The 15737-nt window shown below is 50.9% G+C and carries 15 protein-coding genes and 1 riboswitch; of the genes, 5 read left to right on the top strand and 10 right to left on the bottom strand.

Annotated elements, in window-relative coordinates; all coding sequences use genetic code 11:
• Positions 1 to 144: 144 nt before the first annotated feature.
• The 3 genes from WC959_09475 to WC959_09465 all read right to left on the bottom strand — a co-directional run bounded on the left by WC959_09475 (position 145) and on the right by WC959_09465 (position 3168).
• Positions 145 to 1254 (bottom strand): uroporphyrinogen decarboxylase family protein, encoded by a 1110-nt coding sequence (locus tag WC959_09475; GenBank protein MFA5689359.1) that lies wholly within the window; start codon positions 1252 to 1254, stop codon positions 145 to 147.
• A gap of 18 nt (positions 1255 to 1272) precedes the next feature.
• Entirely contained in the window at positions 1273 to 1884 is a 612-nt protein-coding gene (locus WC959_09470) for an acyltransferase (GenBank protein MFA5689358.1), read from the bottom strand.
• 129 nt (positions 1885 to 2013) lie between these two features.
• On the bottom strand, positions 2014 to 3168 hold the full coding sequence (locus WC959_09465; protein ID MFA5689357.1) for an AGE family epimerase/isomerase: 1155 nt from the start codon (positions 3166 to 3168) through the stop codon (positions 2014 to 2016).
• 108 nt (positions 3169 to 3276) lie between these two features.
• Here WC959_09465 and WC959_09460 point away from each other — a divergent pair, with 108 nt between their 5' ends.
• Positions 3277 to 4368 (top strand): LacI family DNA-binding transcriptional regulator, encoded by a 1092-nt coding sequence (locus WC959_09460; GenBank protein ID MFA5689356.1) that lies wholly within the window; start codon positions 3277 to 3279, stop codon positions 4366 to 4368.
• Between the two features lie 84 nt (positions 4369 to 4452).
• On the opposite strand, the gene WC959_09455 is transcribed toward WC959_09460, so the two are convergent.
• The gene (locus WC959_09455) at positions 4453 to 4632 is read right to left on the bottom strand and encodes a hypothetical protein (protein MFA5689355.1); all 180 of its coding nucleotides are present in this window, start codon (positions 4630 to 4632) and stop codon (positions 4453 to 4455) included.
• A 31-nt stretch (positions 4633 to 4663) separates the two neighbouring features.
• Positions 4664 to 4872, bottom strand: a riboswitch (TPP riboswitch).
• A gap of 216 nt (positions 4873 to 5088) precedes the next feature.
• Between WC959_09455 and WC959_09450 the strand changes: the two genes are divergently transcribed.
• Together WC959_09450 and WC959_09445 are read left to right on the top strand one after the other, a co-directional pair.
• The gene (locus tag WC959_09450) at positions 5089 to 6075 is read left to right on the top strand and encodes an IS30 family transposase (protein ID MFA5689354.1); all 987 of its coding nucleotides are present in this window, start codon (positions 5089 to 5091) and stop codon (positions 6073 to 6075) included.
• A gap of 84 nt (positions 6076 to 6159) precedes the next feature.
• Positions 6160 to 7614, top strand: a complete 1455-nt coding sequence (locus WC959_09445; GenBank protein ID MFA5689353.1) for a trypsin-like peptidase domain-containing protein — start codon at positions 6160 to 6162, stop codon at positions 7612 to 7614.
• Here the strand turns inward: WC959_09445 and WC959_09440 are convergent.
• From WC959_09440 to lysS, 4 genes are all read right to left on the bottom strand, one after another.
• Positions 7606 to 8217, bottom strand: coding sequence for a DUF2062 domain-containing protein (locus WC959_09440; protein ID MFA5689352.1), 612 nt, complete (start codon positions 8215 to 8217; stop codon positions 7606 to 7608). The genes WC959_09445 and WC959_09440 overlap by 9 nt on opposite strands.
• A gap of 5 nt (positions 8218 to 8222) precedes the next feature.
• Positions 8223 to 10133: a biosynthetic arginine decarboxylase gene (gene speA / locus WC959_09435; GenBank protein ID MFA5689351.1), complete on the bottom strand. Its 1911-nt coding sequence runs from the start codon at positions 10131 to 10133 to the stop codon at positions 8223 to 8225.
• A 158-nt stretch (positions 10134 to 10291) separates the two neighbouring features.
• The gene (locus tag WC959_09430; protein ID MFA5689350.1) at positions 10292 to 10990 is read right to left on the bottom strand and encodes a hypothetical protein; all 699 of its coding nucleotides are present in this window, start codon (positions 10988 to 10990) and stop codon (positions 10292 to 10294) included.
• Between the two features lie 418 nt (positions 10991 to 11408).
• Positions 11409 to 12854 (bottom strand): lysine--tRNA ligase, encoded by a 1446-nt coding sequence (gene lysS, locus WC959_09425; GenBank protein ID MFA5689349.1) that lies wholly within the window; start codon positions 12852 to 12854, stop codon positions 11409 to 11411.
• 164 nt (positions 12855 to 13018) lie between these two features.
• Between lysS and pyrB the strand changes: the two genes are divergently transcribed.
• Positions 13019 to 14104 (top strand): aspartate carbamoyltransferase, encoded by a 1086-nt coding sequence (gene pyrB, locus WC959_09420; GenBank protein MFA5689348.1) that lies wholly within the window; start codon positions 13019 to 13021, stop codon positions 14102 to 14104.
• Positions 14105 to 14166: 62 nt separating this feature from the next.
• A complete protein-coding gene (gene argF / locus WC959_09415; protein MFA5689347.1) occupies positions 14167 to 15093 on the top strand; it encodes an ornithine carbamoyltransferase in 927 nt (308 codons plus the stop codon).
• A gap of 37 nt (positions 15094 to 15130) precedes the next feature.
• Here argF and WC959_09410 read toward each other — a convergent pair whose 3' ends face one another.
• Positions 15131 to 15361: a hypothetical protein gene (locus tag WC959_09410; protein ID MFA5689346.1), complete on the bottom strand. Its 231-nt coding sequence runs from the start codon at positions 15359 to 15361 to the stop codon at positions 15131 to 15133.
• A 15-nt stretch (positions 15362 to 15376) separates the two neighbouring features.
• Positions 15377 to 15691: a hypothetical protein gene (locus tag WC959_09405; protein ID MFA5689345.1), complete on the bottom strand. Its 315-nt coding sequence runs from the start codon at positions 15689 to 15691 to the stop codon at positions 15377 to 15379.
• Positions 15692 to 15737: the final 46 nt, after the last annotated feature.

Raw genomic sequence — 15737 nt, 5'->3', positions numbered from 1 at the left:
TTCATCGGACAGATCGCAACAGGTGTGCAATATCGTTTTTTCAGATTTCGCAATGTTTGGAATGTGCTGACTGCGCGCCAGCATGCCGCAGCCGATGACTGCGAAATTAATTTTTTTCATATGAATTCCTTGCGCTCATTTTTTTCATGCAAGCAGTTTTTTGTCCCTCGCAGCATGAAAACACGCAACGATATTTTCTACCGGAATGTCGGGTTGCAGTACGTTGGACGGAAACATAACGAGCCCGCCGTCCAGGCCGCAATGGTCAATCAGCTCCGTTACTTCCCGCCGCACGTCTTCCACCGAACCGAAGGGCAGGGTCTGCTGCATGCTGATTCCGCCGTGGATCGTGATGCGGTTTCCCCAGCGCTGTTTTACCAGCCGCGGGTCCATGCATTCCGGTTGAATCGGATTGATGACGTCAAAACCGACATCAATCAGATCGTCCACAATCGCCATAATGTTGCCGTCGCTGTGAAAGAAAAAATGCAGAGCGGGATTGATTGCGCGGCAACCGTCAAGAAGTTTCTGCCAGCGCGGTTTATCCTGATTGCGCCAGGTATCCGGATTAATCATCATGCCGGTTTGCATACCGAGATCACCAATAACGTTGATCATATCCACGCCGGCTTTTGCCAGTTCGCGGGCCATGTCGCCGTAAAAAGCGAACAGGTTGTCGTAAATGACATCAATCATTTCCGGTTCCGCTGCATAATCGCCGAGAAACCCGTCCATACCGCGCAAATGCCAGCCGGTGCGAAACGGATTGGCGAAACCGCCGACCACAAATTTTTGTTCTGTTTTTAACTGGTCAATCTGCCGTGACAGGTTTGTCAGCGTTTCCGGCGCAACCTGTTCCGTCAGCACCGGCCATGGAAACTGCAAGAGCTGTTCCAGTTCATCCATGTCGTCAAGCGGCCCGCTGATGCGCTTTTCATAACGGTTGTCCGCGTCTTTTTGCTGGATTACACCCCAGCGGTCTTCATAGGTGAATTCATCATACCAGATGGCGACCGGGCCGGGTTTTCCACCGGGGCGCGGTGTAGCGGCCGCATCAAATTTTTTATCGGCGAGCGGAATATCTACAACTTTCCAGCCTTCGACGCCCAGTTCCAGCAGAACATCATCCCACTCCGTCAGGTTGAAATAAGCTTTCAGTTTTTCTCTGACCTCCGGATGAAACCAGCCGTCGGTTGGCGTCCTATCCGGAATTTCGTGTGATAAAGCCGCCTGAATTCGCTGTCGCGGAGTCATTATTGCTGCATTCCTTTTTTAAATTCGTTTCCGGATCACTTTCGCCGGAACGCCGCCGACAATACTATACGGTTCAACATCTTTAGTGACCACCGCGCCGGCGGCAACGACCGAGCCGGTTCCGATCCGGCAGCCGGCAGTGATGACTACGTTGGCGCAGATCCAGACGTTATCTTCTACAACAATTCCGCCGGTATCGGTGTGTCCCGACCAGCGCATCGGCTTATTAATATCTTCCGGGATCAGATGATCGCTGCCCAGCAGCTTCGCGTCGTAGCCAATCATCACTTCATTGCCGATGACGATCGATTCATGTTTTTTTGCTCCCGGTCCCAGCAGCACGCCGCGTGACAGATTCACATAATCACCGACTTGAACATTGGACGGCAGACCGACGCAGACGCGCTCATAAATTACCGGCAGCTTCCCGATTTTCATGCCGCGCATTTTCAGCAGCGCCGCTTTGATCCGGCAGTTCAGCGGCGTATATTTTGCAATGCGGATAAACAGATCGGAGAAGGTCTGAAACGGGGAGATGATGAATGTATGCCGCAACCAAAGGAAAATGTTCAGCGGAAACTTCGGCTTTACAACGTCTGCAAAATCTTGGCTGACCGGATGTTTGCTCATAATAAAATTCCTTATTTACAAATTTTTAATAACGCACGAAGCCTGTCATTTTTTTATTAAATGTCTATATTTTAATCCATTAAAATAAAATTTTAATCTGATCGGTGACAGACGGAGATAAGTTTTGATTTATTGATAAAATTCATCCGGGAGCGGTTCGAGTGCTGCGAGTTCAATCAGTGCGCGCGGAAGATGAAACGGATCTTTAACCGGCAGTGCTGCACTGGATGCCGGTTGTCCCTGCCGGTTCAGCCACTGCCGCCATTCACCGCCGGGCAGTGGATAATGAGCCCACGCGTAATCGTGAACTTTTCTATGCCATTCACTGCACCAGTCTGCGCCGGTGTGTTTAAACGCATAAGCGGTGGCAACCAGCGCTTCGCATTGAACCCACCACGCTTTGCAGTCGGACTGATTCCAGATACAGGGTTCCTTGCCGTCAATGTCGAGAGCAAGAGTCAGGCCGCCATACCGCTGATCCCAGCCCAGTTCTAAATGCCGTTTGATTAACTGACAGCATTGTTCGATCAGATGATCCTCACCGGTCTGCTCAAAAATCGAAATCGCAAACCACAGCGATTCGATCACGTGTCCCGGAATGCAGATCCGGCCCCACGGTGAATCGGTGAAGGTACCTTGCAGCGACACATATTCCAGCACCGCATTTTTTTCAGGGATATAAAAATCGGTTAGAATTTCACGCGCCAGCGCTGCGCCGGCTTCAAAAATATCCTTTCGTCCGGCGGCCGTTCCGAGCCGGGAAAAGACGTATGAAAACAGCATTCGGATTCCCAGCACTTTCATTCCCGGCGGAATGGAGTAGGGCGCTGTTCCATAGCCATCCGGAATTTTCAACCGGGCTGAAACAGTTTCAAATGTCTCCAATGCAAGTTGAAGCGCCTGCATATTGCCGGTTGCTTTGAAGTATTCCCTCAGTCCCAGTATGACGAATCCATCAACATAGATACTGATGTCGCGCTCAAGAACAGTTCCGTTTTCATCCAGCCGGTACATCCAGCATCCCTGATTATCGCGTCCGTGTGTGGAAATATAATTAAAAATATGACAGGCAAAATGCAGCCAGTCAGGATTCTTTTCAATGCGGTTATAAAGAGCTGAAAATGTCCACAGCGCACGGCCCTGCGACCAGAGATATTTATCATGATTTACCGTGCGGCCGTTATCGTCCATTACATTACTGATTCCACCGTAAATGTGATCGATCGAGCGATCCATCCAGAATGGAATGATCTGTTCCAAAAGATATTCTCGATATTGACTCATGTTTTTCTTGTATGAGATAGTTAAATACTTGATTTGAGTATTATTTACGCGGTGAAGTCTAGGTAAAACAGATAAATTAATCGAGTAAAATATAGAAGAAAGAGTGAAATGAGCAGACCGACGATCTATACAATTGCCAGGCAATGCGGTGTTTCGCATGCGACAGTTTCTCTGGCGCTCCGGAACAGCTCTCTCGTCGCAGAAAAGACCCGGAAACGGATTCAGGCGGTGGCCGATGAGGTTGGATTCCGTCCGAACCGACTGGCGCTCAGTTTAAAAACAGGCAAAAGCAGAGTGATCGGATTTGTGCTGCCGAACTTTACCTATCCTTTTTATTCCTTAATCGCAGAATACGTTTTTCAGGAAGTGTCCCTCTTAGGATATCAGGTTCAGTTCGTGTTGAGCGGAAGCGATGTCAATCAGGAGTCCGATGCCATTGTTGAGTGTATGGACGCCAGGGTTGACGGAGTTATTATCTTCAGCGTGATTCCAACCAGAGAAAAAATTCCGCGCGGGCATGCGCTGCGAATGATTCAGAAAAAAAATATCCCATGCGTTACCGGTAACTATGTACTCGGGTTTCCTGGAGTTTCTTTGGATCACCATCAGGCATCGTTACTGGCAACCCGTCATCTGCTTGAACTGGGATATGAGGATATCCGGCTGTTGCAGCTCGGCGGAGATAAAGGGGCGCCGGTAATTCGTCACTCTGCATCTGAACAGTCTATTGAGGGCTTCCGGCAGGCATTAAAAGAAAAAGGCATCAAATATGATGCGTCAATGCTGATGTCACGGGCCATCAGGCATGAGGAAATAGTGAGAACTCTGCCTTCCGGCAGCGATGCGAACAGGGTGATGTTTATTGAATACGGACAGTATGAAGCGCTCGGAGTTGAAATGGCAGAACAGGCACTGGCAGAAAAAAAAGGACGGATGGGAATTGTCTTCGGCCACGATGCCATGGCCTGTGCCGTCTGGCGCTACTGTATAAATAAAGGGATTCGCATCCCTCAGGATGTCGGGCTGGTCGGACGCGGCGACATATTAACCTATATGATGCCTCTTACGACAATTGGATGGGACTATAAAGAACAGGCGCGCCGGCTGGTTTCTCTACTCGTCAATGACGTTGATTCATCCGGTAAAAATGAATTTGTCCGGCTTGAACCTTATCTTGCTGTAAGGGAATCAACCGGGTGAGGCAGATTCCATTGCAAGCATTGGTGACGTACACAAAAAACCGGACAGTATTCTGTCCGGTTTTTGTTCCTGAATTCCTGAGAGTTATTCCGAATGACTTTTCTGCAGCATGCGCATACGTTTGATGCGGAGTTTGGCTTCGGCTCTGCGTTTGGCGGGCATGGTTTTGATGGGGTGTTCGTGCTGCAGCAGTTCGCCGAGCAGGGCGGTGATACTGCCGTTGCCGGAATGTTCGTGGCTTTCGCCGTTTACTGTTATGAGCATAAAAAAACTCCCTCGTTCATAAAAGGGAGTTCTGCCAATGCGCGTCACTCCCTTTCGCCGGTACTAACCGGATCAGGTTCTGCGGGTATTATCTCAGCGCCACGAATACATTTAAAATTCGAAGCACGGAACTCGAAACAAATCCAAAATTCAAATCATCAAAACTTCAATTATTCGAATTTCAGGCTTCGGGATTCGTGCTTCCTGCCGTCAGGCAGGCGGGCACCCCGGGAACTGACGAGAAGACTGCCTGAACCGGCGCATGAAAGTAAAGAAAGAGCGCGCAAAATTTTTCTTCGGCGGTTACACGGTAGATTGTAAAAGCAAGTGTCCGGTTGGAGGCGTAGAAATTCCATGCCAGAATGAACCTTTCTTCATTCAACGAAAACAAAGGAAAGGAACACCGGCATGGAACAGGCAGAGCGTAGCACACCTCACCCGCGAAAAGGAAAACATTTGAACCAGGAAGAACGCATTCAGATTGAAGTGCTGTTGCGCGGCGGCGCAACAGCACTTCACATTGCCGAGTTGCTGGGGCGGTCGGAACGTACCATCCGGCGGGAACGGCGGCGCGGCTGGCTGACCTATCGTACCGGACGCGATTCTGCCGAAGAGCGTTATAATGCGGTACGGGGGCAGACGGTGTATGAACAGCGACGCAGAAAACCGGCGTCCGCCGCTGTCGATCCGCAGCTGGCGGCGTTTCTGGTGGAGCAGATTACGGTGAAGCGGTGTTCTCCGGCAGTGGCGGCATACCGGATGAAAGATGAGCCCTATGCAGTCTGTATGAAGACGATTTATAATCTGATTGATCACGGCAGGGTTCCCGGGGTGAGCCATGAATCGTTGTGGGAAAAGAGAATGCGTAAACGCCGGTACCGCCCGGTGCAGCGCATCCGTAAGCGCGCGGTGACTCCGGGACACAGTATTACGGACCGGCCGCCGGCGGTTGAAACCCGGACTGAGTTCGGTCATTGGGAAATCGACCTGATCGTCAGCGGGAAAGGCGCACTGCTTTCATTAACCGAACGCAAAACCCGGCGGTTGATCCTGCGGAAACTGAGAAACCGGAGTCAGGCGGCGGTGATTGGTGTACTCAATGACATCGAGCGACAGACGGGAGCTGAGGCGTTCCGGTGTATATTTAAAAGCATCACTTCGGACAACGGAGGAGAACTGCTTGATTATGCCGGAATGGAACGTTCCGCCGTCACCGGAAATCGGACGCATCTGTATTATGCCCATCCGTACAGTGCGTGGGAACGCGGCGGCAATGAGAATACCAACCGGTTCATCCGGCGGTTTATTCCAAAAGGAAGAAAACTGGGACGCATCAGCAGAAAACTGCTTCATGAAATCGAACGATGGATTAACACCTATCCACGTAAGATCCTGAATTTTGAAACAGCGGAAGAACGGTTCAACCAGGAAATCGCGGCATGAATCAAAAAGCTCCAACCGGACACTTGCTTTTACAATCTACCCTTCGGCGGTTACACTGTAAAGATCAGAGTTTGAAAGGACAGTATGAGAAAGCTGATTTCAGGAATTGCGGTATTTATTTTTGTAATAATCCAAAGCTCCAGTGCGGTGGATGCGCGTCAGGCGATTGTAAAAATATATACAACCTATTCATCGCCATTTTATTATACGCCGTGGAATATGTCCGGTCCGATGACAAAAACCGGTTCCGGCTGCGTAATCGCCGGGGAAAAAATTCTGACGAATGCGCACATTGTCAGCGACGAAACATTTATTCAGGTGCGGCGCTACGGCGATGCGCGCCGGTTTCGTGCGCACGTTCTGTTTGTTTCACACATGGCCGACCTCGCGCTGCTGGCGGTGGAGGATGAAACATTTTTTGACGGTATTGAGCCGCTGGAAATCGGCGGACTGCCGGAAACACAGGCGGAAGTGACGGTGCTCGGGTTCCCAACCGGCGGTGATATGCTCAGTACAACGAAGGGTGTAATTTCACGCATTGAGCACCAGAGTTATGTGCACAGTTCGTTCGCATTTCTCGCCGGTCAGATTGATGCAGCCATTAATCCTGGAAATTCCGGCGGACCGGTTTTGTCGGATGGAAAAATTGTCGGCGTGGTGATGCAGGGACTGCCATCTGCTGACAATATCGGCTACATGGTTCCGTCGCCGGTCATTAAACATTTCTTTACCGACATTGCCGACGGCCGGTTTGACGGTATCCCTGATCTCGGCCTTCGCACCGCCAAGATGGAGAATCCGGATTTAAAACGGAAATACGGCATGACGCCGGAAATGACCGGCGTGCTTGTGCAATATATTGTGCCCGGTTCGGCATGTGCCGGAATTTTAAAAACCGGCGATGTGATTTTTGAGATTGATGGGCTGCCGGTGGCCGACGACGGAACGATTGAGTTCCGCCCAAACGAACGGACCTCATTTTCGTATCCGGCAGAACTTTGTCAGGTGGGTGGAACGATACCGCTGAATATATTCCGTGCCGGCAAAGCACTGGATGTTACGATTCACTTTACACGCGCAGTTGATTCTGAAGTTCTCGTTGTGCGCGAGCAGTACGACGTTCAGCCGGACTATTATATTTTCGGCGGTGCAGTGTTTGTTCCGCTTACCAAAAATTATTTGCATTCATGGAATGACTGGTATGCCAAAGCGCCGAAAAATCTGGTGTACGCTTTGCAATATCAGGATCGTATTGAAGAGGACGAACAGGTGCTGGTTCTTATTCGCATGCTCGCTGACGACGTAAATATCGGCTATCACAGCTGGAACAACTGGATTGTCGAATCCGTTAACGGTATGCGTGTTAAAAACATGAAAGAACTCATCGCTGCCGTCGAGCAGAGCACCGGTGAATTCATTATATTTGCCGACAGCCGCAACAGCGAAATTGTACTCGACCGGGAGAAAGCCAAAGCCGCTGCTGCCGGCATTCTGCAACGTTACCGGATTCCTGCCGACCGCTCTGGAAATTTAAAGTGAATGATCCAGTTTTGTGAACGTGTCGCGCGGGGTATCACCGGACTGAACAGAAGGTTTGATATGCAGTTTCTTTTTTTGAATCCGCATACTGCGTGCGGTGCGGAAACGGTGTACGGCAAAAATGACGAGCGGATAGCCGATCAGTGAACAGGCAAGCGCAACGATGAATCCACCGAGAAACAGCGGCGGCAGAATACCGCGCCCCAGCTGCAGCGCTTCATACAGTATGGTGCGTGCTTCATCATAATTTTCCCACGTCAGATGATGTATGCAGTAGCTCAGAAACCGGCGCAGCGGTTTTTCATTGACCGGTGATTTTAGAATATGTGACCCGATCCAGTAGGTGAACGAATACACCGGCAACGCAGTCAGCGGATTCGTAATCCACACGGTGATCATCGCCGAAATTTTACTGCCGCGCAGTGCCAGTGCCAGCAGAAATGCCAGCATCATCTGCACGCCGAACAACGGCGAAAGTCCGACAAACAGTCCGATACAGAAGCCGAGCGCAATCTGCTCCGGCGTCGCATGCTGATAAACGGCAATGCGCAGATAATCTCTGATGCTGCGCGTACGTTTTTCATTTTTTTCCGGCAGTACCATCTACATCAATTTTCCCGCTCAAAATAGGTGTAGCCGCGCAGACCGCTTTCATAGGCATCCATAATTGCACGGCGTTCGCGCGCAGTCATACGCCCGCTTTTCACTGCGTTCTCCGCCATTTCACGCACACGGCGCACCATTTCCTTCGGTTCATATTCAACATAGGTTAACACATCAGCAACCGAATCGCCTTCAATTTCGCGCGCGTAATGAATGTGGCCGTCGGCATCAATGCGCACGCTGACAACATTTGTATCGCCCAGCAGATTATGGAGGTCACCGAGCGTTTCCTGATAGGCGCCGACCAGGAATACACCGAGAATATAATCTTCATCGTCTTTCAGTGCGTGCACCGGCAGTGTCCGGCGCACGTCGCGCAAATCAATAAAGCGGTCAATCTTGCCGTCGCAGTCGCAGGTGATGTCGGCGAGAATTGCTTCGTGCGCCGGTTTTTCCTGCAGGCGGTGAATCGGCATAATCGGGAAAAGCTGATCAATCGCCCACGAGTCCGGCAGCGATTGAAAGAGGCTGAAGTTACCGTAATAGACATCCGCGAGCGCATTCGAAAGGTGTTCGAATTCGTCCGGCACATATTTCATGGTTTTGAGCAGCCCTGTAATGCGGGTGAGGATGTGCCAGTAGATTTGTCCGGCCAGCGCGCGGTCGCGCAGTGATGCGCCGCCGCGTTTAAAAAATGCGTGCACTTCATCACGGTAATAAATCGCATCGTGATAGCACTCCTGCACATTTTTTACGGTCATATTCCGGTAGGTATCCATCAGATTGTGCAGCAGTTCGTGTGCATCCTCCGGCAGCGTTTCAGGCAGCGGATGCGTTTCAAACCGGCTGACGTCGAGTACATTAAAGAGCAGAATTGAATAATACGCCACAATGGAACGGCCGGACTCGGTGATGATGTCCGGATGCGGCGCGCCGGTTTCAGCGAGTACGCTCAGCAGTTCTTCAACGATTGCAGAGCAGTATTCTGCGGTAGAATAGTTGCAGCTGCTGGTAAAGTTGGTATGCGAACCGTCGTAATCCACCGCGAGTCCGCCGCCGAAATCAATCACGCCCATCGGTGCGCCTTCGGCCAGAAGTCCGGAGTAAATCCGGCTGCCTTCTTTCACCGCTTCGCGAATATCGCGGATGTTCGGAATCTGCGAACCGAGATGATAGTGCAGCAGTTTTAGGCAGTCGAGCTTACCGGCGTTGCGCAGCCGGTCGACCACATCAATCGCCTGCGCAGTGTTCAGTCCGAACACGCTGCGCTCGCCGCCGGATTCCGCCCAGTGCCCGCCGGCCTGCGTGGAAAGTTTCATGCGGATGCCGAGGATCGGTTCAATGCCCAGCTTCTCCGACCGCTCCAGAATCAGATCCAGTTCTGACGGCATTTCGACCACGAACACGCACTGGATTCCCATCTTCAGCGCGTACAGTCCGAGGTCGACAAACTCCTCATCTTTATACCCGTTGCAAATCAGATACGCATCCGGATCGCGCAGGAATGAAATTGCGGCGATCAGCTCCGCTTTACTGCCGGCTTCGAGTCCGTGATGATACTGCTCGCCGAACCGGCAGATCTCTTCCACGACCTGCTGCTGCTGATTCACCTTGATCGGATAGACGCCGCGATAGGCGCCGTTATACCCATACGCTTCAATCGCCGTTGCAAAACTTTCATGCAGGCGTTGAATGCGCGCATCGAGGATATCGCTCAGGCGCACCAGCACCGGCAGATCAAACCCGCGGTCCTGAATCCCGCGCGCGACATCATACAGACTCACCGACGCACCGCCGTTACCGGCCGGATGCACCGCCACTTCGCCCTGATCCGATACGCTGAAATATCCGGCGCCCCAGCTCTCCACACCGTAAAGTTCCGCCGATTTTTCCACCGACCATGTTCCGTTTTTCACCAGTTCCGGCCCTCCATAGCACACAGTTTTCTCACTCTGTATTTTTCAATTGAAGCGGCGAATATTTCAATAAAAGAGCACCGGTTACAATGCAAATACGCCAGAAGCCGGGAAAATTTCCCGGCTTCTGCAGTTCTGCGCCCACTGAAAGACCGGCGCTACATTTTAGTGAAAAACCGGCGGTAAAGCCCGAAAACCGCTCCGGCGGCAATCACTATCAAAGCGGTCGCCGGTTCGGGGATTGCAAAAGCTGTCAGTGCCAGTGAATCCGGCAGATTCTGGATCACAGTCATTGTCCCGCCATTCCAGGATACATTCAAATCCCCGGTGCTTTCCGCGGTTCCGTCCGCCAGCGGAGTAAAGATTCCGCCCAGCCAGTAAAACATCGCCAGGTCAATTCCGCCTAAATCAAATGTCGTCGCACCGGACAGAATTTCCTGATCTGTCCCGTAATACCCGAGTGAAATAAAAAAGCCGAATGATTCTTCGCCGCCAAAATCCGGTATATAATTCTCTTCTTCCGCGGAATCTTCCGGACCGCAGCAGTCTGCTTCTTTTTGTCCGACCGACCGCTGTCTGAGTTCGGTATTGCCGTCCCATCCTCCCGTGGTTATTTCATGAAAGAATGCCTCGACCAGATTGCCCAGCCACCCGCTGTTCCACTCTGTTATATGATCACCCAAATAAATCATCTCAACGGCCGGCATAAGAAATCCCGGTTCTTCACTTACATTTTTCCCGTTCACAGTTAATTCGGGAAAGTTTGTTACACCCCAGTTTAGAGTTGCCGCCGGCACACTAAGCACTGTTGCAGCACCGCAGAATAAAATAAGGCTTCCTAATTTTTTCCGTCTCATCTTCTCTCCTCTCTGAATAATAAATGGCAATTTATTCGATTTTGCGATTATGGTTAGGTAATGGATGAAAGCAAGTGGAAAAGCAATAAATTGAGTTGAAAGCGCAGAGGATTTTCTTATGGAAAAGATGGTTATAAACATTCCAGGTTAAAAACCGCCGGCGACATTGTATTTTCCATTGCACCGGGAAATTATAATCCGGCAGAAACGCTGTTTTTCCTGAACTGAATCAAACACCGTATAAATACTCTGTTCCGGCGCAAGCAGGTTGTCCGTACCGGCTTGTGCATTCAGCCAGCTATGTTCCGTTTTCCACCGTTAATTTTTTATGAATTGCAAAAGAGTAGAGTAGAGAAAAAATTTAAGCGGTACTTACCTTCGTGTTTTTTGTGCCTTATATCTTCTTTCGCGGTAAATGTTAGTCACTGACTGTTTTTATTCTCGGTTTCAGTTGCGGGAAAAGAATGACGTCGCGAATCGCATCCGAGCCGGTGAGCAGCATCAGCAGCCGGTCAATGCCGATGCCCATTCCGCCGGTCGGCGGCATGCCGTATTCGAGCGCCGCCAGAAAGTCCTGATCAATTTTCGACTGGTCACCGCCGCACTGCGCTTCAAACCGCCGGCGCTGTTCAAAAGCATCATTCAGTTCGCTGTACGCCGGCGCAATTTCTTTGCCGCCGATAATCAGTTCAAACACATCCACCCATGCCGGATTGTCGGCGCACGGATTGGCGAGCGGCACGAGATACGCCGGCAGGCGCGTCACAAACGTTGGTTGAATCAGCGTGCCCTCAATGGTCTTGTCATAAATTTCGTGCGTAATTTCGGCAAAATTCATCTCCGCCTCCAGCGCGACACCAAGCTCCGCCGCCTTCGCGCGCGCGCTGTCGATAGATTGCTCGAACCAGCCGGCGCCGAGTTTTTCTTTGATCAGATCGCAGTAGGCGATCTCTGTCCACGGCGTTTGCAGATGAATCTTATGGCCGTTCCAGGTGACCTCTGTGCGGTTGAAAATTTTCTCCGCCAGATGCACCACGAGATTCTGTACCAGCTCCTGCATCGAGCGCATATCGCCGTACGCTTCATAAATTTCCAGGACCGTGAATTCCGGATTGTGCGTGCGGTCAAGCCCTTCATTACGGAAATTCCGGTTCAGTTCAAACACCTTGTCCATGCCGCCGACAATCAGCCGTTTCAGATACAATTCCGGTGCAATGCGGAAATACATATCCGCACTCAGCGCTTTATAGTGCGTTTTAAACGGGGTTGCCGCCGCACCGCCGGCAAGCTGCTGGATCATCGGCGTCTCCACCTCATCATAACCGCGCGCGGCGAGAAACGCGCGGATTTCACTGAGCATTGCCGACCGTTTTTTAAACAGATCCATCACGTCCTCATTCGCGATCAAATCCAGTTCGCGCTGCCGGTAGCGCGTTTCAATATCCTGCAGGCCGTGAAACTTTTCCGGCATCGGCAGCAGCGATTTGCTCAGCAGTTGCCACTCCGTTACACGAATCGTCTGCTCCTGCGTCTGCGTAATAAACGTTTCGCCGGAGACGCCGATAATATCGCCGAGGTCGAGCAGTTTAAATGCATCGAACGCCGCTTCGCCGATCAAATCCTTTTTCAGCATCAACTGAAAGCGCGCCGAGCCGTCGGAAATATGTGCAAACGCCATTTTTCCCATTTTACGCATCGCCATAATCCGGCCGGCGGCACGCACCGTTTGACCCTCTGCAAACGTTTTGTGGAGTTTGTCCAGCGTCGCCGTGCGCTGAAACGCCGTGCCGTATGCCGGATATCCGGCGGCCGCAAGTTTTTCCATATTCTCAATCCGCTGACGGCGGTATTCATTATCCTGCATCAAAATTCTCCCAGTCAAAAACAGCATACCTTAATTGTGAAATGCCGGTGGCGCAATGCGGAAATCATAGCGTATACCCGCTGCCGGTTATAAAGTTTTCTCTTTTTTTGACTTCCGGCGGGTTTTAAGGCATAAAACGCCGGAAGTCACGAAAGCGAGGGCAGATGAATCAGCAGTGCGGTTTAAAGGGTATGGCGTGGGAAGAATTTTCCGGGCTGACGTCGGTAGAGAAAGCGCCGTACTTTACACGCAACGGCCGGTCGTTCCACGCTCTGGTCGCACAGCAGTTTTCACGGCCGATGCTGGAGAGTCTCTGCTCGCTCGCTACCGAAATCCGCATGATTGCCAAAACACGCGAGGGGGCGGGCTTTCTGCAAAAGCAGCTGTTCGACAAACGCGCAATGCTCTATTTTGCTCAGCCGTCCACGCGCACCTATCTTTCCTTTGCGGCGGCGTGTCAGGTGGTCGGACTGGATTGCATGGACGTGCGCGATTCATCGACATCCAGCGAAGTGAAAGGCGAGTCGCCGGAAGATACCGTGCGCACCTTCAGCTCCTATGCGGATATGATTATCATGCGCCATCCCGCCGGCGGGTTTGCGGAACGGATTGCATGGATGCTGTCGAACACCTCCCGGCCGGTTCCGGTGATTAACGCCGGTTCCGGTAAAGACCAGCACCCGACCCAGGCGCTGCTGGACATTTACACGCTCGCACGCAGTTTTGAAAATGCCGGCGGCATCGACGGTAAAACGATTGCGTTTGTCGGCGATCTGAAACGCGGCCGTACCGTGCGGTCGCTGGCATGGCTGCTCACGCAGTATCAGGATGTCAAAGCATTCTTTGTGGCACCGCCGGAGCTGCAGATCGGCGACGATATTCTCATGCAGCTCACCGCCGCCGGCATGAAATATGAGATCTGTTATGAGTTTGACAAGGTGATTCCGGAAGCCGACGCAATTTATCTGACGCGCATTCAGGACGAGTGGGATACGGATAATGAAAGCTGCGCCATCGATACGAGCAGCTATCACTTTACCAAAGAGCATTTGACTGTTCTGAAACCGACCGGCGTAATTATGCACCCGCTGCCGCGCCGTGCCGAAATTGATCCCGCCGTGGACAACGATCCGCGTGCCGTTTACTGGCGGCAGGTGCGCAACGGCATGTGGATCCGTTCCGCGCTGATTCTTAACGTGCTCGGTTGTGATCAGGCGGTAAGAGAGAAGGCTTTAGACTTCAGACGTTAGGCCTTGGAAAACTTGAAATCTAAAGCCTAAGGACTAAAGTCCAAGGCCTTCTGGAGGTAATAATGAGACACTTAATTTCACTGAAAGACTGGACGCCGGCGGAAATTCTCGACGTACTGAAACTCGCCGGCGCAGTCAAAGCGGCGCCGGAAAAATATCAAACTGCACTGGCGCATAAAACACTGCTGATGATTTTTGAAAAACCGAGCCTGCGCACGCGGCTTTCGTTTGAAATCGGTATGACGCAGCTCGGCGGTCATGCGATCTATTATGACATGGGCACGTCGCCGATGGGCGGCGGCAAAGAAACCATCGAAGATTCAATCCGGGTCATCAGCCGCATGTGCGACATTGTGATGGCGCGTCTGTTTAAGCATGAGGATTTATTGAAGATGGCAGAATACGCCACAATTCCGGTGATTAATGCGCTGACGGATGACAGTCATCCGTGCCAGATTCTGGCTGACCTGCAGACGATTCAGGAAAAAAAAGGCCGGTTGAAAGGGCTGAAACTCGCCTATCTCGGCGACGGTTTTAATAATGTTACGCATTCGCTGATGCACGGCTGCACTAAAGTCGGTATGAGCATCAGCATCGGTTCGCCGGAAGAGCAGATGCCGGCAGTGGAAGTGATTGAATCGGCAACCCGGTTCGCCGGCGAATCCGGTTGCGAACTCGTCGTTACTGACGATCCGGTGGAAGCCGTTAAAGATGCCGATGTGGTTTATACGGATTCGTGGATGAGCTATCACATTCCGAAAGAGGAAGAGGCCGTGCGCATTAAACTCTTCACACCGTATCAGGTCACCGGCGAACTGATGCGGCACGCCAAGCCCGATGCAATTTTTATGAACTGTCTGCCGGCCATGCGCGGTTATGAACAAACCGCCGAAGTGATCGACGGCCCGCAATCCGTTGTCTTCGACGAAGCCGAAAACCGTCTTCACGCCCAAAAAGCTGTGATGCTCACGCTTTGCGGGAAAGCGTGATAATGTAGGACAGGCTGGAAGCCTATCCTACATTGAGTTATTCTATTTTATTTAGTTGAGCCTTACACGTTGAACAGAAAATTTTTGCAACATCATCTCGATAATCCTTAATATCATAAGGTGCTCCGCATTCAGGACACCTTGTTCGACCGTCATTAATAATGACTTTGTCTGGAGCTGTGAATTCTTGTTTTTTATCAGGATTAGGATGTCGAAACAGCGAAATTGTGAATCTTGCTAAAAAACCTGTTATTAATTTTGCAATCATTTGATTCCTTCAATGTTACTCAATAATTTTCATTTCCATACTCCAACCACCTCGAGAAGTTTTTACTCCTTTGTGATCACGTAATGATTCAAGTATAAAAATAATTCGTCCAGCCCATGGGTCATTTTCTTTGATTTCAAACGAAACGATTTTTCCTCCGAAAAATGATGGTTCCATCTGTTGTTCATGAAAATATATGTCTGCACCTATAAATTCAGGCGCTCGTCCAATTGATATGTTCCAGAATCCGCTTTTATATGTAGAAGATCCTTTTTCAACGGGACATGGTCTGAGCTTTGGATCTTTCTGAATTAGGTGTATAGCTTTCATCTTGTCCCAATTTGTTTCTGGTAAAATAACGGCAATCCATCTACAA

It is taken from the genome of Kiritimatiellales bacterium (genome assembly GCA_041656295.1).
Lineage (GTDB): Bacteria > Verrucomicrobiota > Kiritimatiellia > Kiritimatiellales > Tichowtungiaceae > Tichowtungia.
The sequence above is the reverse complement of the archived record's forward strand: the minus strand, read 5'-3'. Positions and strand labels throughout refer to the sequence as shown.

Bases quoted from the DNA above. Each gene is read 5' to 3' on its own strand.
- WC959_09475 (MFA5689359.1), bottom strand. From the start codon at position 1,254: ATGACTCCGCGACAGCGAATTCAGGCGGCTTTATCACACGAAATTCCG.
- WC959_09470 (MFA5689358.1), bottom strand. From the start codon at position 1,884: ATGAGCAAACATCCGGTCAGCCAAGATTTTGCAGACGTTGTAAAGCCG.
- WC959_09465 (MFA5689357.1), bottom strand. From the start codon at position 3,168: ATGAGTCAATATCGAGAATATCTTTTGGAACAGATCATTCCATTCTGG.
- WC959_09460 (MFA5689356.1), top strand. From the start codon at position 3,277: ATGAGCAGACCGACGATCTATACAATTGCCAGGCAATGCGGTGTTTCG.
- WC959_09455 (MFA5689355.1), bottom strand. From the start codon at position 4,632: ATGCTCATAACAGTAAACGGCGAAAGCCACGAACATTCCGGCAACGGC.
- WC959_09445 (MFA5689353.1), top strand. From the start codon at position 6,160: ATGAGAAAGCTGATTTCAGGAATTGCGGTATTTATTTTTGTAATAATC.
- WC959_09440 (MFA5689352.1), bottom strand. From the start codon at position 8,217: ATGGTACTGCCGGAAAAAAATGAAAAACGTACGCGCAGCATCAGAGAT.
- WC959_09430 (MFA5689350.1), bottom strand. From the start codon at position 10,990: ATGAGACGGAAAAAATTAGGAAGCCTTATTTTATTCTGCGGTGCTGCA.
- lysS (MFA5689349.1), bottom strand. From the start codon at position 12,854: ATGCAGGATAATGAATACCGCCGTCAGCGGATTGAGAATATGGAAAAA.
- pyrB (MFA5689348.1), top strand. From the start codon at position 13,019: ATGAATCAGCAGTGCGGTTTAAAGGGTATGGCGTGGGAAGAATTTTCC.
- argF (MFA5689347.1), top strand. From the start codon at position 14,167: ATGAGACACTTAATTTCACTGAAAGACTGGACGCCGGCGGAAATTCTC.
- WC959_09410 (MFA5689346.1), bottom strand. From the start codon at position 15,361: ATGATTGCAAAATTAATAACAGGTTTTTTAGCAAGATTCACAATTTCG.
- WC959_09405 (MFA5689345.1), bottom strand. From the start codon at position 15,691: ATGAAAGCTATACACCTAATTCAGAAAGATCCAAAGCTCAGACCATGT.